Source organism: Calothrix sp. CCY 0018 (assembly GCF_963920925.1).
Classification (GTDB): domain Bacteria; phylum Cyanobacteriota; class Cyanobacteriia; order Cyanobacteriales; family Nostocaceae; genus Rivularia.
The window spans coordinates 146,633-167,740 of sequence record NZ_CAWUDI010000010.1; the positions used below are offsets into that span (position 1 = coordinate 146,633).

General features: G+C 36.3%; 11 protein-coding genes. 3 read left to right on the forward strand and 8 right to left on the reverse strand.

Translation table 11 applies throughout. The annotated features are described in order from the left end of the window. Positions 1-2: 2 nt before the first annotated feature. The 5 genes from ACM03V_RS09970 to ACM03V_RS09990 all read right to left on the reverse strand — a co-directional run bounded on the left by ACM03V_RS09970 (position 3) and on the right by ACM03V_RS09990 (position 8,061). Positions 3-1,514, reverse strand: coding sequence for a GumC family protein (locus tag ACM03V_RS09970; RefSeq protein WP_414620610.1), 1,512 nt, complete (start codon positions 1,512-1,514; stop codon positions 3-5). Positions 1,515-1,715: 201 nt separating this feature from the next. Further along, on the reverse strand, positions 1,716-2,162 hold the full coding sequence (locus tag ACM03V_RS09975) for a hypothetical protein (protein WP_414620611.1): 447 nt from the start codon (positions 2,160-2,162) through the stop codon (positions 1,716-1,718). 2,405 nt (positions 2,163-4,567) lie between these two features. Then, positions 4,568-6,355 carry an aspartate--tRNA ligase gene (gene aspS / locus ACM03V_RS09980; protein WP_414620612.1) on the reverse strand — a complete coding sequence of 596 codons (1,788 nt, stop codon included), beginning with the start codon at positions 6,353-6,355 and terminating at the stop codon, positions 4,568-4,570. A 265-nt stretch (positions 6,356-6,620) separates the two neighbouring features. Beyond that, the gene (locus tag ACM03V_RS09985; RefSeq protein WP_414620613.1) at positions 6,621-7,013 is read right to left on the reverse strand and encodes a hypothetical protein; all 393 of its coding nucleotides are present in this window, start codon (positions 7,011-7,013) and stop codon (positions 6,621-6,623) included. Between the two features lie 181 nt (positions 7,014-7,194). Further along, a complete protein-coding gene (locus tag ACM03V_RS09990) occupies positions 7,195-8,061 on the reverse strand; it encodes a zinc metalloprotease HtpX (protein ID WP_414620614.1) in 867 nt (288 codons plus the stop codon). 694 nt (positions 8,062-8,755) lie between these two features. On the opposite strand from ACM03V_RS09990, the gene ACM03V_RS09995 reads away from it, so the two are divergent. Further along, entirely contained in the window at positions 8,756-9,613 is an 858-nt protein-coding gene (locus ACM03V_RS09995; RefSeq protein WP_414620615.1) for a hypothetical protein, read from the forward strand. Positions 9,614-9,753: 140 nt separating this feature from the next. Here the strand turns inward: ACM03V_RS09995 and ACM03V_RS10000 are convergent, their stop codons facing one another. Next, positions 9,754-10,002, reverse strand: coding sequence for a hypothetical protein (locus tag ACM03V_RS10000; RefSeq protein WP_414620616.1), 249 nt, complete (start codon positions 10,000-10,002; stop codon positions 9,754-9,756). A gap of 117 nt (positions 10,003-10,119) precedes the next feature. Further along, the gene (locus tag ACM03V_RS10005) at positions 10,120-11,355 is read right to left on the reverse strand and encodes an LL-diaminopimelate aminotransferase (protein ID WP_414620617.1); all 1,236 of its coding nucleotides are present in this window, start codon (positions 11,353-11,355) and stop codon (positions 10,120-10,122) included. A 223-nt stretch (positions 11,356-11,578) separates the two neighbouring features. On the opposite strand from ACM03V_RS10005, the gene ACM03V_RS10010 reads away from it, so the two are divergent. Then, positions 11,579-16,873, forward strand: coding sequence for a PAS domain S-box protein (locus ACM03V_RS10010; protein ID WP_414620618.1), 5,295 nt, complete (start codon positions 11,579-11,581; stop codon positions 16,871-16,873). 624 nt (positions 16,874-17,497) lie between these two features. Next, entirely contained in the window at positions 17,498-19,906 is a 2,409-nt protein-coding gene (locus ACM03V_RS10015; protein ID WP_414620619.1) for an EAL domain-containing protein, read from the forward strand. Positions 19,907-20,189: 283 nt separating this feature from the next. On the opposite strand, the gene ACM03V_RS10020 is transcribed toward ACM03V_RS10015, so the two are convergent. Continuing rightward, on the reverse strand, positions 20,190-21,044 hold the full coding sequence (locus tag ACM03V_RS10020) for an SDR family NAD(P)-dependent oxidoreductase (RefSeq protein ID WP_414620620.1): 855 nt from the start codon (positions 21,042-21,044) through the stop codon (positions 20,190-20,192). Between the last annotated feature and the right edge of the window lie 64 nt (positions 21,045-21,108).

Genomic DNA, 21,108 nt, shown 5'->3' on the forward strand with positions numbered 1-21,108 from the left:
ATCTAATAATAATCTTCTACAAATTCCGGATATTCTGTATATTCTCGAAGGTGTTTTTCTTGTTTTTGCTGTTGTAATTTAGCTCTCCATAGTCCAATAACTCCACTACTAAACAGTAAAGAGCCTAATGTTGCACCTAACAAAAGCAAATTCTTTTTCGGTGCAGATGCCTCATCTGGTAAACTTGGTGTGGCAAGAATCTGAATTTGCGGATAAGAAGAAGAAACGCTAGTTTTTGCCAAGTCTAATCTTGCAATAGTTGATGAAAATACTGCTTCGGCAACCTGTACGTCTCGTCTTATATCCTCCATCACAAACTGCTGCTGCGATAATTTTTTCAACCTCTCTTCTAGCTGAGGAATTTGTGTATCTAAAGAATTTACTTGAGCTTTTATTCCTTGCTTGGCTACGTTTGTTGTCACCAATTGTTCTGATAAAATCGCGCGTTTAGAACCAGACGATTCATTATTACTAAAGTTGAGTCTAGTAACTAACGCCATACTTATTGGACGATTCAACAGAGTTTGCGCTCTTTTTAACAGAGCAGTTTGGGCTGCTTGCTGTTCTGTTTGAAGGTTAATGACAGTTGGATGATCCTGGGTTAATTTAGCGGTTGCTTTGATTAAATCGCTATTGGCATCGCTATAATTTTTCAAATAATTCTGAAAAAGTGGATCGGCTTGTAGAACAAAAGCATCTGAGGCTTGACTCGAAGACAGACTGAGATTATCCGATAATTCCGAAACCTGAGCGATTGACTGTTGCTGTTGGGCTGCTAGTTCGCTACGCTGTCTGCGTAACTCTTCTATGTTAACGGCCAAACTTTTAAGTTGTTCTTCGGAATTTAAACCAGAATCAGCTTTGAAATTACTCAGCCGTCTCTGAGCAGTTTTTAACTTTTGCCGCGACTCTTCCATCCCATTTTCTAAGCGTGCTTTTTGCTGAGCTATTTCTTCGGTTCTTAACTGCTCTAATTTCGCTTCAAATGTATTTTGTAAAGCTATAGATTTTCTTCTCGCTGTTTGGGGATTGGAACCTTGAAATTCAAACGTCATTAAAGATGTATTGTCAACTATCTTAATTCTAGGCTTGCCGAATTCTTGTGCTGGCATACCCACGATTCTAGCGGCTGCTTTTAATACTTGGTCGCTACTGGCGATCGCCTTATAGTTTTCTCTAGGATCGTAATTTGCTCCGGCATAAGCTGAATAGTTTTGGGATGTTGCTTGTCCAATATTAGGAAGGTTGATATTAGAGGTTGAACCCGAACCAGGAATGTTAACTGCCCATTCACTGACGTATTTTGATTTGGCTGTAGCTAAATACATTAAAGCACCACTCCAAATACCCGCATTAACTAATACTAAGGTAAGTATATAAAATACTCCAGATACTTTGGGCGCTACTTGCCTTTTCTTTGTACGGGATGGGGTTTGGTTAAAAGAAGCTGTTGTTGGTTGTTCAACGCTTACTATTTTCCCGTTTTTAAATTTTACAAACGGATTCCTGTTCAAAGTAACACCTCTTATGCCTTATGCCCTATTTAACTTTTTTCAGATTATATTAATCTGTTGTTCCTAGAATTCAAGAAGTTGAATGAAGCTAGCATATATCAAATTAGTTAAGGAAGTTAAACCCTAATGAAAAATATTTGTCTTGTTTAACTCTTGAACGGTTCCTTCAAACTTATGAAAATGAATTCCGGACTACTACTTTTAGAGGTTTTTATAGCTCACCATTCGTGAATGTCTGCGAGTAAATTCGCTAACACTAGGATTACCTCTAGTTTCGTCTACTCCTACAGCTTGTTCCCATAATTGAGGTGGTGCTAAAGAAATTGAATATAAGCTACGTCCAGCATTTTTGTCCGAATTTTTATTCAGCTTTTCGACACGATACCATTTTGTTTGCTGGCATTCATCGCACCAAAATGCTTCTAACCATTCATCTTCTAAAAGTACTGCGGTTTGACTTGCGATCAATATTTTGGCATTCTGTCGTCCTATTCCTTTTTGTTGAAGTTGTCCGGGATGGGAAGCAAACAATCTATATTTTTGGCTGACGCTGTGTAAATAGCATCCATGAACCGGACAATATATAGCCCTTCTCTGAGAACGCTTTCGATTGCGATCGCATCTTTTAAGCAATTTAAAATCTTTCATACACACACTTTCATCCGATAACTATACGCCTTTAAAGAAACTGCACCGGAATAAAATTTTAACTCGGTACGCTTCTTATACTTAAGTTAAGGACTATGCCTAACTTAACTTTTTACTCAGACGGAAACCAGATGCACGCAATTTTATAATTTATACGACCTACAGAAGATAATATTCAACCTTCTTTTTCCCAAGTTTTTTCTCGATCTTAAAATTAATCAAGTATCTCAATTTGATTAACAGTAAGATAAATGCAATTGAATTTGTATTCAAAAAGTGGTAATCTATACTTTACATTAGTCATAAGGCATAAGCTTCCCGTCCTAATTTTTGTACGTACCAATTTAACCTTTTTGGTGCTTTTTTACTAATTCAAACAGAATTTATTTACAGCAATCATACAGTACTTGTATATTTTTTTGCAAGCAAATGATTTACATTCAAGATTTGAAATATAAATTATCCATTTTGCAATGCTTTTAAGTCAAAACATAAGTCAAAAAAAACGGTTCATCGGTACTTGCCATGCTAATTAAACATCTAAAAAAAGGAAACTCTTAACAGGCAATAGGGAACAAAAGACAAAGAAGTTATGAATAAAGAATATTAGAAATAAAAATGCATTAACTCCTTGCATGATAAGCGTTCCAATAATTTTTGTTCAATGTTTAGCAATCTTTAGCATACTTTAGAACTGAAAAACTAAAAAAACCGAATTATGTCTTCTTGCAACGCTAATTAATAATAATCTTTAGTGCCGTCTTCATTCGAGATCGTAAATATGTTAGACGCGGATTTCACAACTACACATATTGATTCAAAATTCTACCCTCGTTACCGCTGTAATAATCAACTTACAGCACCAACATAAGGCAGTTTCAGAGGGGCTGAGATCAATTAGACCGTCAAAGCCCTACTCCACAATGTAAAACGTACATTAATTGTCTTAAAATGTAATTAAGAACACCAAAAATACACTAACCGGATAATTTCGCATCCAATTTTTCAATAAGAATGCAGACATACAATGATTCAGACTTTGTACATCATTTTAAATGCATAATTTTGATTTAAAGCGAAGTGAAACGATCGGTAAGTTTAAATTCCATTAAAGCTCTCTAAATTTAATCAAGAAAAGGGGTTTTTCTCCGATCGAGGTTAACCGAACTTTAACAGTCCTTAAATAATTATTCCTCCTGTGTATTGTATTTGACATATCGAAATTTAACAATGCTTGCGACCGTGTAACAATACCTTCGCTTCATACTTCACAATATCTTGATATTGACTTTACAATATCTTGATACTGAGTTCATAAAGATTCATTTCAATACATACCAAACCTTGGAAGAGGCTTGTAAGACATATAGGGTTTTTCATGTTGAGAATAGTCTTTATATTCTTCTCAGTAATTATACAGTATCTTGATAATTTGTTTCAAATATATTTTCCGATTTTGTTTTTAATAATAAAATCTACTATAGAAATATTGTGACCATTATTTCAGATAAATTTATGTCTATATAAAGTAGTAATTGTCAGGTTTTATAATTAAGTCTTGGATGCTTTTCGAGCAATATTGCTACGTATTTGACCATTTATCCTACTTATCTTATTAAGATTGCTTTTTTGGCATTGCCAACGATGTTTATGTTCTCGCATTTTTAAATAATCAATAAATAATCAAAATCATTTACGGCTAATTCCATACAATGGATTGACAATTAAAGATTATAGTAAATATATAATTTACGAATAGAAAAGTTACTCTTATTAGTAAGGGTGCTGTAAATAACAATATTAAAATTAGATGTTTGGGATACAGAAATAGCTTTTTGTACAGTGTAGGATGTTTGTTCTTGTTTGCCAGATCCCACAATCATCAATTTAATAGCTAGTTACTTATTTGTATATATGCATATTTGGTTAAATACTTATAATTACTTTATTTTCGGCTTGGCAATTACCGAGTAGGAGTGTGTTGAAGGTAATAATAAAAATTAATTGGCGTTGCTGTTAGCGTAACGTGCCGTTAGCCATATCCGGATATAAATTTGAATGTAAAGACGCGATACTATGAGCCTATGGTGTTGACTCTGTACCTTTTTAAAAGATAAAAATTCATGCAAAAAGTGCGTTGGTGTTCATGCGGAAGCCCTCTCCCCCTCCCCTCTGCCCTTCTCCTGGAGAGGGGTGCCCTTTAGGGCGGGGTGAGGGCGGGAACTGGTGTGGCATAAAAGTTGTATGAACTTTAAGCGCGAAAATCTTATCAAAGTCAACACCCTACTATGAGCGTCTCTACAAGCGTTTACGTTTAAGTTATCCAACTTCGCTATGACCTTGCGGTCACGCTACACTAACATATATCAAATCAGCAACGCCAATAATCGCCATATCCTCAAATATTATTTGGATTTGGGTTTGAATGTAGAAGCAACGTGCAACTCTTTCAATTGAGAAGCATCTACAGCTGAAGGAGCATCAGTTAACAGGCAGCTTGCTTGCTGAGTTTTGGGAAAAGCAATCACATCTCGAATTGATTCTTCGCCAGCCAACAACATAACTAATCTATCCAAACCGTAAGCTATACCACCGTGGGGAGGAGTACCGTATTCAAAAGCTTCTAAAAGAAAGCCGAATTTGTTGTATGCTTCATCAACTGATAAGCCAATTGTGTCAAATACTTGTTCTTGAACTTCTCGTTGATAAATCCGCAAGCTACCACCGCCAATTTCAAAGCCATTAAATACCAAATCGTAAGCTTGAGCGCGAGCGGTTTTTAAGTCTTCTAAATCGTCAGGATGGGGGGCAGTGAATGGGTGGTGTAGTGCTTCCAAGCGTTTTTGATCGGCATTCCATTCAAACATCGGGAAATCTGTAATCCAAAGTAAGTTGATTTTATCGGGTTCGATTAACTTAAATTCCTTGGCTACAAACTGGCGCAGTCTATCTAAGGTTTTATTAACAGTATTAGAGTCAGCAGCAGCGAAAAGTAATAAATGTCCGGGTTTTGCGTTGGTGCGCTGCAAAATTTCTTGTTTTTGTTCGTCGCTCAAATTATCTTTGATTGCACCTATGGTATCAATTTCACCGTTTTCTTTGACGCGAATGTAAGCTAAACCTTTAGCACCGGCTTCGCTAGCTTCTTTAAACATATCGCCACCCGGTTTGATACGGACATTAGAAATTACATCGCCGCCAGGGATGGGAAGAATTTTGATAATTCCGCCTTTAGCAACAGCATCGCGGAATACTTTGAAACCGCTGTCTTTGAGTAAATGCGAGACATTAACTAGTTCCAAACCGTAGCGTGTATCGGGTTTATCGCTACCATAGCGTTCCATTGCTTCGGCATAGGTGAGACGAGGAAAAGCAGGTGGTAAATCGATGTTTTTAACAGTCTTGAAAATATGAGCGACCAACTTTTCATTGAGTGCGATAATTTCCTCAACTGACATGAAACTCATTTCCATATCTAGCTGAGTAAATTCCGGTTGTCTATCAGCGCGTAAATCTTCATCGCGGAAGCAGCGGGCAATTTGATAATATCGATCGGTACCCGATACCATAAGAATTTGTTTGAATAATTGCGGCGACTGGGGTAAAGCGAACCAATCACCAGCATTAACGCGACTTGGCAAAAGAAAATCCCGTGCCCCTTCCGGAGTCGAACGAGTTAGTATGGGAGTTTCAATTTCGATAAACCTTTCTTCGTCTTCCAGGTAGCGGCGAATAGCTTTAACAACTTGATGGCGTAACTGTAGATTACGCGCCATGCGTTCCCGACGCAAATCCAAATAGCGATATTTTAACCGTAAATCTTCCCGCACGGGTTCGGTGTCGGCAGTAGAAACTTGGAAAGGTAACTGCGATCGCACTGCATTTAGCAGTTCAATATTATCAATGTAAATTTCAATTTCACCAGTAGGTAAGCGAGGATTGAGAGAATCATCCGGGCGTTGGCACACTCTACCAGTGACTTTAACAACATACTCCGAACGTAAGGTGTTAGCTTGTTCGTAAGAATCAGGAGTACGTTGTGGATCGCTAACAATTTGGACAATGCCAGTGCGATCGCGCAAGTCTAAGAATATCACACCACCATGATCGCGGCGACGGTCAACCCATCCATATAATGTCACAGTTTCTCCGATACTAGATGAACGGATTTCGCCGCAATAGTAAGTTCGCATAATTATTACTTCTTAGTAGTCGAGCAGGGATTTTCAACTTTGAGTGAAAACTTTAATATTATATGAGGAAGGTGGTTAGTTGTTAGTGGTTAGTTGTTAGTTGTTAGGAATGGGCATCAGGAATAGTTAGGAGTTAGGAGTTAGGAATTACAAAAAAATCTACCCCCTCTTTCCCAATGCCCAATGCCCAATTACCAATTAGCCAAAATAATAAAGACGCTGCACCATTGCAACGCCTCCAAATTCTTCTATTGCTCTACCTTCATTAGTGACGGGGTGCTGTTAGTACGTCCCAAGCTGCTTGGGCTGCGGCTTGTAGGCGATCGCCAAGTTCAGTTACTTCTGCGAGAATCGATTCAAAGTTTTTGGTTGCTTCATTTTGCACCATCTCGAAAGCATTTTCGATCCGAGCGCGTTCAATCAGCTGGTTTTGTTCGATTGTTTCTCGGGCTTGACGTACTGCACTTAAGTAGGTTTCGCGGGTAAGAGTACCGGCAGATTGTGCTTCTACTTGAGCGCGTCTTTTCAGGGCTTCAATTAAGGCAGCAGTTTCATCTTTCACATCTTGGCTTTCCCCAGCCATTTGGCTTTCTACCATTTCGGTGGTTTGAGGACTGATTTCTACTATTACTTTTGGTTCTGGATTGTTATCTGTCATGATTTTAGATATAGTTAAGGATTAATGAATTATGAATTATGAAAGTGAAGACTGAAATTTAGCAGTTTCATGGGCTTAAGAATACATGAATTAGAACCGAAATACAATTTTTAAGGTTCTATATAGATTCTAATAATTTACGATTACCAATTGATTACAAATTAATCTTCACTGTTCATATTTAGACTTTTGTCGGTAACTGTTGTTCTATCTTTAGTAATGCTTCAATCCTGGCTTCGGTGCTGGGATGGGTTCTAAATAAATTACCCAAAAATTCGCCGCTTAGGGGATTGATAATTAATAAAGGCTCGAAAGCTGGATTTGCCTGCATTGGCATTTGTCGAGCTGTGGCATCTAACCGCTGCAAAGCTTGAGCTAAAGCGCGAGGATTACCCGTTAATTTAGCCGAGCCTGCATCGGCGGAAAATTCTCGCGTGCGGGAGATTGCCAACTGAATCACGCTTGCAGCTAAAGGAGCTAAAGTTACTGTTAATAACATTCCCAAAGGATTTGCACCTCTATTTCCATCCCGCGAATTTCCGCCAAACCATAAACTATAACTTACCATTTGTGCCAAAAAGGAAATTGCACCGGCGATGGTAGCACTAACGGCTTGGGTAAGAGTGTCGCGGTTGATGATGTGAGTCAATTCGTGAGCAAGTACGGCTTCAAGTTCTTCCTCTGAGAGAATATCTAAAATCCCTTCAGTAACTGCGACGGCAGCGTTTTCTGGATCTCTGCCGGTAGCAAAAGCGTTGGCATTAGAACCCGGAACTATATATACCCTTGGCGTGGGAATATTTGCTTTAGTAGATAGTCTTTCTACCATACGATAGAGTCCCGGCGCATCGCTTGGCAAAACTGGCTGCGCTCGATAAGCTGCCAAAGCGATTTTATCCGATTGGTACCAAGATACAAGATTAGTAACTGCTGCTATACCGATACCTATAATTAAGCCTGCGCTACCGCCAATTATCCAATAACTAATAGCTATCAGAAGTCCGCTCAGTGCAGCTAGTAAAGCAGCTGTTTTTAATTGATTGTCCATATTTATATTTTTCTCCTAAAGTATGCTGCATCTTAATAATTGTTCTTCTGGCGGAGCAGCATTACTTAACCCATACCTTGATTGTATCTACTATGACTAAAATTCTTGGGTAGAGAACGCTAATACTTCAGTACGGTTTTGCGTACTTATAGTTTTACAAAATCTTAGTAAATTTTGAATAATCTTTATGAATTTGAGATTAATTTCATTCAATTTTCATCTCTTATCATTAATAGCGCTTTCAAGTATCTACCTATAGTATTGGTTTTTATTTGCTTTTAGAGAATTTTGGGATAAGTAAATTTTTTGTGAAGGAAGAAAATGTGATTTTATGGTGAAGTATATAGCGAAAATTGCGTATAGTTGAATATTTGATCGCGTTTAAATTGTTAGAATAGACCATAGGAACGTAAGCAATTTTGACTCAGTAACCGTATGATTACGCTTTATATCTACTCTCGGCATAATTTCCCGTAAATACAATAAAATTTACGCGATTAGCAATACCATAAACCAATTGTAAGATTCCATCGGTAGAGTAAATCGGGTTATTGGTTGCGGTAACTGTTGGCTGTCAAAAAAGATCCGGTAAGTATATTTTTTAACGGGTGTCAGCAACTCCTAAGATAACGGCAAACTCCACAGATAAAATTCAAAAGCTTGTAATTGACGTGAAATTTTAAGGATAAACCGGATGGCTCAAAAGTTGAATAATACAGGAGTTATAGGAAAAATGGGAAAAACCTTGCATGGATTTGCAGGGTTTATTTTCAGCCCTTGGGTGAATGCATCTTTGTTTCAAAGAATGCAAAGAAGAGTAGAAGATTTAGAAAGAAAACTATATAAAACTTCGTCACAAACTGAATTATCTCAAGAGAAGATGATTGGCTCTTTGCAACGGCAGCTTGACGTTTTAGAACAAAGTACAAACACTCGTCTAGAAAAAATCGTCAACTACGAACTACGCGATCGAGTTTCGGAGGTAATTCAACAGCAGAAAGATTTTATTACTAAAATTATCAAACCAACTATAGAAGTGTTAATTAAGGAATTAGAAGATAAAAAGTTATCTCATATAGGAATTGTAAATCTTAAAGAAGTTCAAGATAGACTTGACAAGCTTCGTTACTCATTAGAATATCTGGAAAAACAATTAACCGCATCGCTTCCAGAATTGCAATCGCAAAGGGCTGGATGTATAGAAGGAGGAAGATGGCTATTAGCGAATCGAATAGAAATAGCGCAAATAGTGGCTTGTGAATTATTAACTCAAAAGCATCCTCATCTAGAAGAATTTAGTCGTAACATCAGCAAATATCTCAAACTTATTGGTAGCTGTATGGAAAACGAAATCGAACCCCGCTTAGTTTACAAAGGAGTAGTTACCCATTACGAACCACCAATTGAGATATATTTGAAAGCATTTGAGTTAATTAGAAGTAAATATATCCGCGATTGGCAAATTTCCAATGTCGTTTCCGACAAAGCAATTGATGAGTTAAAGGGTTACTTGGACTATTTAATCCACTATTTTATTAACGTCTTAGTATAGCAAAAGCCTGCAACTCTAAAACGCGCATTTTTAGTTTCAATTTCCAATAAAACATCAAACATCACCCTGTCGGAGCTTAGCTTGCTGCCAGCATTTTTCTTGACAAAATACACTTACGTTTAATTACGCTCACGTACTTATCAGTTTTCGCCTTTTGAGTGCAATTCATCATTCATAAAATTTTGTTGATAATAACCTTGTAATAAATTTTCTAATTGTGCTTCGGGGCAACATTCAATTAATGCTTCAAAAACCTCAAATAATTTGGCAGCGCTATCTCCTAAGAATGGGCTTAACCCCCAAACATCCTCTACCCAATCTTTAGGATGAGTCTCTTCAAAAATCATCCGTTCTAAAAGTTGTTTTGCTTCAGTTTTTGAAATAGACATTTTTAATCAATTATCAATGAACAATGAACAATTATCACCCTTATAGTGCGAATCATCAATGGGAGTGGGTCACAGTCAAGCAAGATGCCTGACTATGATTTTCACAAAGTTTAAAATCTAAACTTTAAATTTATCGGTAATCCGCTTCATTGCTTCTTCAACATTTTCTCTACTATTAAAAGCTGAAATACGGAAGTATCCTTCACCGGCAGCACCAAAACCGGAACCGGGTGTACCTACGACATTGCAAGTATTGACTAATTTATCGAAGAAATCCCAACTGCTTAATTCGTTCGGTGTTTTTACCCAAACATAAGGTGCGTTGACTCCTCCGTAAACCTGCAATCCGGCGGCGGTGAGTTTCTCGCGGATGATTTTGGCGTTTTCTAAGTAGAAGCTGACGAGTTGTTTAATTTGCTCTTGCCCTTCTTTGGAATAAACCGCTTCTGCACCGCGTTGTACTATATAAGATACGCCGTTAAATTTGGTTGATTGACGACGATTCCACAGTTTCCACAACTCTACATCGGAACCATCGGCAGCTTTTGCGGTAAGTGTTTTGGGTACTACTGTTAAGGCGCAACGGGTTCCGGTAAAACCTGCATTTTTGGAGAAGGAACGGAATTCGATCGCGCAATCTCTGGCTCCTTCGATTTCGTAAATTGAGTGGGGAAGCTCAGAATCGGTGATGTAGGCTTCATAAGCTGCATCGAAGAAGATGATTGAGTTATTGGCTTTGGCGTAATCTACCCAAGCTTGCAAATTTTCTTTGCTAGCTGTGGCTCCCGTGGGATTGTTAGGAAAGCAAAGGTAGATTAAATCAACTTTTTGTGAAGGGATTTGAGCCGTAAAATTATTGTCGGCAGTTACTGGTAAATATACTAGCCCTTCATATTCGCCACTTTTCTTAACATCCCCTGTATTACCTGCCATGACGTTAGTGTCAACATAAACAGGATAAACAGGGTCGGTAACGGCGATAGTATTATTTTTACCAAATATTTCGAGAATATTACCCGTATCGCATTTGGAACCATCAGAAATAAAGATTTCGTCAGCGTCAATTTCACATCCCCGTGCTTGAAAGTCATGATGGGCAATCTTTTCGCGCAACCAACCATAACCTTGTTCGGGACCGTAACCATGAAATGTTTCTCGGTTGCCCATTTCCTTGGTAGCTTCTATCATCGCACTGCGACAAGCTTCCGGTAATGGTTCGGTAACATCACCAATTCCCAACTTGATGATTTTAGCATTGGGGTTAGCTTCAGCAAAAGCATTGACTCTCCGCGCAATTTCGGGAAATAAGTAACCTGCTTTCAGCTTCAAATAATTGTCGTTAATAGTTGCCATATTAATTCGATAAGCGCATAGTTTATCAGCTTACTGCAAAGTGGAGGGGATGAGGAGATGGGGAGAAAATAACTATTTTACTACTTGCTATTCACTACTAACTCCTAACTTCTAACTATTTACAGTGCCCTATTACCCAACATATTTCAAAATATATGTATAATTACTGACTATTTAAATTATTTTTTAATATTATAGAAATGACGAACAATCGGGGGTGTTTATGTCAGCTAGACAAATGGATAAGGGATGCTCGTCTTATGGGGATAATCGCAAATTGTTTGTTGTGGGTATTGGTGCATCTGCTGGTGGTTTACAGGCAATTGAAGAGTTTTTTAAAAATATGCCTGCTGATAGTGGTGGGGTGTTTGTGATTGTGCAGCATCTTTCTCCTAATTTCAAAAGTTTGATGAAGAAGATATTGCAACGACATACTCAGATGGAAATTTACCGAGTGGAAGACGGTATGGAGTTGGCTGCTAACTCTATTTATTTGATTCCACCAGATAAAAATTTAATTATTGAAAATGACAAATTACGTTTACTCAAACGGGAAGATAAAAAACATTTAGGACCAAATTTTCCGATTGACTTATTTTTCAATTCTTTAGCAAAATACTATCACGAAAATGCAATTGGGGTAATTTTATCTGGTACGGGAAGTGATGGCTCTTTGGGTTTACAAGCAATTAATGAAGCTGGGGGTATTGCTTTAGTTCAAGATCCTTCAACTGCTGAATTTCATGGAATGCCATCGAGCGCGATCGCAGCATTGAATTTACAGAAGTTACCTCAAAAAAATTTAAACTCTACAATAACTCAAATTGATTCTCCTGCTCAATTAGCGGAGCTAATCTATAATTATTTGATTTCACCTGCATCTATGCGGCAAGAATATATCAATTCTTGTTTGGCTTTGGATGATGTTAAGCTCAAGCAAATTACTGATATATTATCTGGATACCAACAAGTCAATTTCTCGTTTTACAAACGCAATACTTTATCAAGACGCATCAATCGTCGTTGTTTTGCTACATCTTGCAATAACGTGCAAGAATATATTCAAGTTTTGCAGGAGTCTGATGAAGAGAAGCAGGCTTTATTTGAAGATTTATCAATTACTGTTACTAACTTTTTTCGAGATACAGCAGCTTGGGAATATTTAGCAGAAGAAGTTATTCCCGAACTAATTGAGAAAAGTCAACCGGATGAAGAATTAAGGTTTTGGGTGAGTGGATGCGCGACGGGGGAAGAAGCTTATTCTTTAGCTATTATAGTTGATGAAGCTTTGGAAAATTCGCCCAAAAAATTACGAGTCAAAATTTTTACTACAGACATTAATCAAAATGCTTTAGAAACAGCTGCTATTGGTATTTATCCTGCAACTATTGCTAAGAATGTGAATCCTCAAAGATTAGAAAAATACTTTATTAGTAAGAAAAATTTATTTCAGGTTAAGCGAAAATTGCGAGATATGTTGATTTTTGCAAGTCACGACTTAACAACGGATGTGGGTTTTACTCGGATAAATTTGATTACCTGTCGCAATATATTGATTTATATGCAGCCAGAATTGCAGCGTAGAGTGCTGCAAAAATTGCATTTTTCTCTCAAAAGTCAAGGAATTTTATTTTTAGGAAATTCCGAACATCTAGGTAATTTAGAAAATGAATTTGTTCCGATCGACAGGAAATATAAGATTTACCACAAACGACGAGATATCAGTTTACATATACCAGCAATTTCTATAGATAAGCCGGATAAAATTAGTAAGGTTGCATTTTCTAATATAGATAGTATTAGAAACAAGGGAAATCAAAGAGAATTGATGTTAGAGAAGGTGTTGAGAATTTTTTTAAATGCTAGTGAAACCACCTGCTTGATTGTTAATAATGATAATCAAGTAGTAGAAGTTTTTGAAGATTTAGCTAAAGTACTAAAAATTCCTGTAGGAAAATTGACTAATGATGTAACGCAGCTTGTATTGCCATCTTTACAGTTACCTTTGAATACGGCTTTGTATAGAGTACGCAAAGAAAAACATAGTGTCATTTATAAAGGAATAAAATTAGTTGAAGAAGATCATGTCCGTATAATGCAGTTGAAAATAGATTTATATGAAGATAACAGAGTAGCAGATAATTTATATATGGTGAGTTTGTCAGAACAAAATATCTTAATACCGCTTATAAAAGGAGAAAGTTTTCAACCTGACTCTCAAGCTTCAGAGCGAATTTCGCAACTTGAATATCAATTACAGCAAGCTGAAGAAAGTTTTCAAACGCTGGTTCAAGAATTAGAATCTATTGATGAAGAGCATCAAGCTGCTAATGAAGAATTAACAGCTTCTAATGAAGAATTGCAAAGTACAAATGAAGAATTACATTCGGTAAACCAAGAACTTTATACAGTTAATTCGGAATATCAGTTAAAAATTAATGAATTAATTGAACTGAACGAAGATATCAATAATTTACTTAGAAGTACAAATATCGGAGTTGTGTTTTTAGATAAACAGCTAAGAATTCGTAAGTTTACTCCTGCTGCAACTGTTGCAATTAATCTGATAGAAACAGATATCAATCGTCCTTTAAAACATCTCAGTCATAATCTCGATTGTGATAATTTTATTGAAATAATTCAGTCAGCTACCCAAACAGAGGAAACATTAGATTTAGAAACCAAGCTTGCTGATTTTGATAAATATTTATTGATGCGGATTAATCCTTATATTAAGGATAACGGTAGTGTTGATGGTGTAGTGCTTAGTTTTATTGACATTAATGAAATTAAAACGGCTCAAAATAAACTGCAAGAAACTTTTGATGCACTACAAGATGCGAACACAAAATTAAACCAAAAGCAAGCAGAATTTGAAGCAATTTTTAATTCTTTACCCGATGCTTTAATCCTTACCGATGATACTCGCTGCATCAGAATGTTAAATCCCGGATTTACTAATTTGTTTGGCTATCAACGTGAAGCTTTAATTGGCAAAAGTCCAGAAGTATTATATCCAAATTCAGACGATTTTCACAAATATAGATTTGAATTAAGCGATGCAAACTGCGATATTGATGCTGAATCCTGCGAAATTAAGCCTTATGAAATTAACTTCCGTCGTCGCAATGGAGAAATTTTTGTCAGCGAAACTTTAAAAACCGCTGTTAAAGATAGTCAAGGTAATGTTTTCGGCTTTTTAAAATTAATTCGAGATATCAGTTATCGCAAACAGGCTGAAGCCGATTTACGCAATAGTGAAGAAAGGTTTCGCAGTTTGTATTTAAGAACGCCGGTGATGCTACATTCGATGGATAAAGATGGTAAAATTATTGATGCAAGTAACTATTGGCTCGATAAACTGGGTTACGAACGTCAAGAAGTTATCGGTAAGAAATTTATTAGTTTTCTCACTTGTGAATCCCGTAGCTTTGCAGAAGTTATTTTACCCGAATTTTTCCGTAACGGTAGCTGTTGGGATATTCCTTATCAATTTGTATGCAAAAACGGCGAAGTTATTGACACCCTGCTAAGTGCGATCGCAGATAAGGATGAAAACGAAGTTATAATACGCACTTTAGCGGTAATCATTGATATTACCGAACGTAAAAAAGCCGAAGCTGCATTACGTGAAAGTGAAGCTCGGTTTAAAACGATGGCTGATAGCGCTCCCGTACTTATTTGGATGTGTGATGCAAATAGTAAAGCGGTATTTTTTAACAAAGCATGGTTGGAGTTTACTGGGAATAGTTTAGAGCAGCAACTTGGTGAAGCTTGGCTCGAAAGTATTCACGCTGAAGATCGAAATTTATGCTACGAAACTCTATGTAGGGTAAGTGATGAAAGTCAACCGATTGAAATACAGTTCCGCATTCGGGGAGTTGACGCACAATATTATTGGATGCTGGGTAGGCAAGTTGCTCGGTTAAATGTCGAAGGTGAAATAATTGGCTATATTGGTTCCTGCATTGATATTACCGCAATCGAAAATGCTAAAGAACAGCTTACCCTGGCAAATTATCAGTTAGAAAAAAGTGCCATGCAGTTATCCCGTGCTAAAGAAGCAGCAGAAAGCACCAATCAAGCAAAAAGTTCTTTTATTGCTCATATGAGCCACGAATTAAGAACACCTTTAAATGGGATTTTAGGTTTTGCTCAAATTCTTCAGGCAGATGATACTCTTACCAAAGAACAGCTTCAAAAAATAGATACGATTCATCAATCCGGTGAGCATTTACTGACATTGCTCAACGATATATTGAATCTGTCAAAGATTGAAGCTAATCAGTTAGAATTAGAACTAAAAGATATCCCATTTCCACTGTTTATAGAAAAAATAAATTCTATAATTAATGTCCGCGCTCAACAAAAAAATATTGCTTTTAATTATCAAGCTTTATCACCTCTACCTGCTGTAATTAGAGGTGATGAAACTCGTTTAAGACAAGTATTGCTCAATTTATTAGGTAATGCTGTTAAGTTTACTGACAAAGGTGACATTAATTTTTCTGTCAGCAATTTAGGAAAATGCGAAGAATCTACTCGGAATAACAAAGACTGTCTGATTCGTTTTAAAATCGCAGATACGGGAATTGGTATCCTCCCAGAAAAAGCGAAGGAAATCTTTTTACCATTCCATCAATTAACCCAAGATGATTCTATTAATGAAGGTAGCGGATTGGGTTTGACTATTAGTCAAGAAATCGTCAATCTCATGGGGGGAGAAATTATTGTAGACAGTACTCCAGGAAAAGGAAGTGCATTTTATTTTGACATTTGTGTCTCAGAAATAGAGAATGCTCAAATCAATACCGATATTAACTTAGAAATACAGCCTATCGGTATCAAAGGTAAACATCCAAAAGTACTAGTTATAGATGATAATAAAATTAACCGTGCTGTTGTCACTAGTTATTTAGAAAATTTAGGTTTTCAAATTGATCGAGCTATCAACGGTAAACAAGGCTTAGAAAAAGTTGAAAGTTTCAAGCCGGATTTAATTTTGATGGATTTAGTCATGCCAGTCATGGATGGTTTTGAAGCAACCCAAGCCCTAAGAAACAATCCTCAATTTAAAGATTTGCCAATTATCGCGGTTTCTGCTAATGCGATGTTTGATGCTCAACTTTCCAGCTATCGTACTGGATGTAATGCATTTTTATCGAAACCTATAGACTTAAAACTACTGATAAAATCCATAGCCCAATTTGTAGAAATAGAATGGATTTATCCTTCCTCTTCTAAATTACCATCATTTGATCGGGACAGCAAACCTAACGAAATTGCTGCTTACCAAGATACTAATACCCTGGAGCCTATAGTACCTCCATCCGAAGAGCAACTAACACACCTCATACATTTAACTCAAATAGGGGATATAGAAGCAATTATTGAGTTTGCAGAGCATCTTGAAGAATTAGATACTAAATACCTTTCATTTATTAAGAAAGTTTGCGGGCTTGCTCAAAGTTTTCAGCAACACAAATTATTAAAATTTCTGGAAGATTTGCTTAAATAAGTACTGCATTGGCGTAATTCAGTATTTTCACTATTGAATACCTGTAAAATTACTGTGAATATGAAAATGTAATCTAGTTTACATTTAAAGTATGCAGAGATTTTCTTACGTATATGTTTGTGTTTAGGATAAGAGTATGCATAGCACTTGAGGCTTAAGTACGATACATCTTAAAACTTTATTGCTTTTTGTCCTGAAAAGTTTAACTTCTTTATAGTAAATTTTTTCAGCGCATATATATATAGTTGTGCGGATAATATTGATACAAGTCTAATAAAAATTTGCCACATTTAAGCAAAAGCTCCATAACTAATTTTTTATTAGTTATTTTACACATCTTTCAATCTAATCATGATTAGACATCTCCGGAAAAGAAAAAGAACTGTATACAAACCTCTCCCCCAGTGGGGGAGAGGCTTAAAACCCCATTCCCTCATAGGGAAGGGGGGTAGGGGGGCTCGCGGTTTGTGTGTAATTTAAAACCATAGAAATGTTTTCCGGAGATGTCTATTAATAATTGCAAAAAAAATTAATCTGAAAATAATTTTATTGAAATGTTCGTTAAACTAACTGAGTAAATATTTTTTACTACTTATTCTAACTATCAGTTCTGAAATTAAGATAATGATAATAATCGATAATCATCTAAATCAGAATAACTTGCTGATTAGAGAAGGTACATCTACCAAAAGTATTATGTTCGCAAAACCAGAAGAGATAGCTGATAAATATAAAGGAATAGTATTAGTTGTTGACGATACTCCAAATAATTTAAACGTTTTATTTAGCCATTTACGCTCAGCTGGATTTAAAGTACTAGTTGCTCAAACTGGTAATAATGCTCTTAAAAGCGCAGAATATAGTAAACCAGATTTAATTTTGCTCGATATTTTGATGTCTGGTATAGACGGTTTTGAAACTTGTCGTCGCTTGAAAAATAATCATATAACTAAAGACATTCCTGTGATATTTATGACTGGTTTGTCGGATAGTATCAATAAAGTACGTGGATTTGAATTAGGTGCTGTAGACTATGTAACTAAACCGATTCAAAAAGAAGAATTAATTGCTCGCATTCAGACTCATATTAGTCTGGAAAAATGTCGTCATAATTTGGTAGAACAAAACGCTCTTTTACAAAAGCAAGCACAACAAGAAAAACTGTTATTTCAACTTTCCGAACGGATTCGCGATTCCTTAGATGTTGATTTCATTATCAAAACTGCTGCTAAAGAAATTTTACAATTTTTAGAGTGCGACCGTGTTATTATCAGTCGCTTAGACAATAATAGTAGTTATATTGAAGAACAAGCTACTAAGCCTGAAATATCTGAAATACCTCAAGAGAGCATTGTTCATAAGTATTTTATTCAAGATAAAGAAAATATTGCCCAATTTATCAGAGGTGAAATTAAAGCAATAGATGATATTGAAGAATCAAATTTAGGCTGCTTATTTTTGAAAAATTTACAGCATTTTGAGGTGAAAGCGGCTTTAACTATACCAATAATTTTCAAAAGTAACAACAATCATGAGATTTTAACACATAAAACAAGTTTTTTATGGGGATTTATCACAGTACATCAATGCAATAAAACCAGAAAATGGGAATCCGAAGAAATTCAATTTCTTCAAAACTTAGTAAATCAATTAGCAATCGGAATTCAGCAAGGAAGATTATATTATAAACTTAGTACAGCTAATATAGAATTAAAACAACTTGCTTTGTGCGACCCCTTAACTAAAGTTTTTAATCGTCGTTTCTTTGACGAGAAACTGCTTCAAGAATGGAGTCGTTTACGACGTATTCCTTCACCGTTATCTATAATTATGTGCGATGTTGACTGCTTCAAATCGTATAATGATACATACGGACATCAAGCAGGAGACAAATGTTTGGGAATGATTGCCGATGCTATTTCTAGTATGGCAAAGCGTCCAGCTGACTGCGTGGCTAGATATGGAGGTGAGGAATTTGTGATTATTTTACCTTATACTCCACCAAGAGGTGCTTTAAAAGTTGCAGAAGCGATTAGAAATAAAATAAAAGCATTAAATATTCCTCATAGTAGTTCTTCAGTATCTTCAATAGTTACTGTCAGTATGGGAATTGCTGGTTCGATTCCTAATAACGAAGACAATCCTATTTTATTAGTAGAAGCTGCCGACCATGCTTTATACTTAGCGAAGGCACAGGGACGCAATAGAGAACAGATATATATGCACGAGATAGCTAGAGAAAAATCTAGAAAGAATTCTCAGCTATTATGGGTAAAGAAATTACGTCAGGCTATAGAAAAAAATCGGTTTCGTTTATACACTCAGCCAATTATTCCTTTAGATAAGGATAATCACACAATACATCATGAAGTTCTGCTTCGACTATTAGATGATAACGGTAAAATAATCTTACCAGAAGAGTTTTTAGAGATAGCTCATCTATATTCAATGATGCCTAGAATCGACTTATGGGTAATTGATAATTTATTTAATTATTTAAGTAATGCTAATTTTACTAATTGGGACAATATATGCTTTTCTGTAAATATTTCTGGCGCATCTCTAAATGATAATGAATTCTTCCGATATTTATACCAAAAATTTCAACACCACAAGCTTCCTCCACAATTATTCTGTTTTGAAATTACAGAAACTATCGCAATTAATAACTTATCTCAAGCATCAAAGTTTATAAATACTCTTAAATCTTTAGGATGTTCCTTTGCTTTAGATGATTTCGGGAAAGGAATGTCATCGCTAACTTATTTAAAGAATCTTCCCGTAGACTATTTAAAAATAGATGGTTCATTTATTAAAGAAATTCATACCGAAACTGTTACGAAAGCAATGGTACAGGCAATACATTATTTAGCAAAAGCTCTTGGAGTTAAGACAATAGCAGAATTTGCTGAAAACCAAGATATTGTCGATATTTTAGAGGAATTGCATATTGACTATGCACAAGGTTATCACTTCGGTAAACCTAGTCTAATTAACTCTTCTTCTTTTTCTATTTTGGAAACAGCTTGTTGAACAGTTATCAGTTATCAGTTATTAGTTACTAAGTACAAATTAAGAAATTAGAATCTCCTCGACTTTAGTCAGGAGAGAAGTTAACGTCGCTACTAATACTAAATTGAGTTGATGAAAAACAGACTATTTTCTAATTACTGGTAACTGTTCGCTGTATGTCCCTTTCGGGACACGCGCAATACCTACGGTACGCTCCGCTAACCGCGTGTATCGCCGCCCTCCGGGCGACGCAAGCCTTACTCGCGGCACGACTCGTTAAAGTAACGCTAACACTGTTGACTATTCACTGCTCACTGTTTAAACCAAACTGCTTCGCAAGAATATTATCAATAACTCGTTTGGGAAGTAAGTTAGCAACCGTCCAATCAAAGAAATGGTTGGGAACAATCGGATAACGAACCCGAGGTTTTGCAGTTGTTAATGCTTTCAAAATTAAGTTTCCTACCGCTTCTGCGGGATAACCCGAACGTCCTTTTTCCAGCGCATAGTCTAGAAACTTCTTACTTGAAGCTGCAAATTTAGTATTTTCATATAAAGAAACGTCCATTTGTTCGGCTTTATCCCAAATTGGTGTGACTACCGAACCCGGCCCAATTATAATTACATCTATTCCGTAGAGTATAAGTTCGCGGCGTAAGGCTTCAGAAAATCCTTCTAATGCAAACTTTGATGCACTATAAGCACCGAGAAATGGCGATGCAATCTTACCACCAACGGAACTGACATTAATAATCCTTCCCGGTTTACCTTTGCAAGCAGAATTGGTTCCTAATAAAGGTAAAAAAGCCTGAGTAACAATTAGCTGCCCAATTAAATTGACTTCGATTTGTTTGCTAAATTCCGCAATCGGTTGATGCATTAAAGGGCCACCTTTTGCAATCCCGGCGTTATTTACTAAACCAAGCAAGTTATTACCGTTAATTTGATTGCTAACTTTATCCGCCGCTTCACGTACAGATTGTTCGTTAGTAACATCGAATATTAAAGGTGTGAACTTATCCCCAAATTCATTAGTTAAACGTTCTGCATCTTCAGATTTACGAACGCTACCAAATACATGAATTCCTTTACTGGTTAATACTTTCAGCGCACCCCAACCGATACCTGTGGAAACGCCCGTGACGACAACGCTTTGCATATTTTTAAAGAGCTTATTGTTAAGAGTTAAGAGCGATATTAGCTTTTTTCAATTCAATATACTG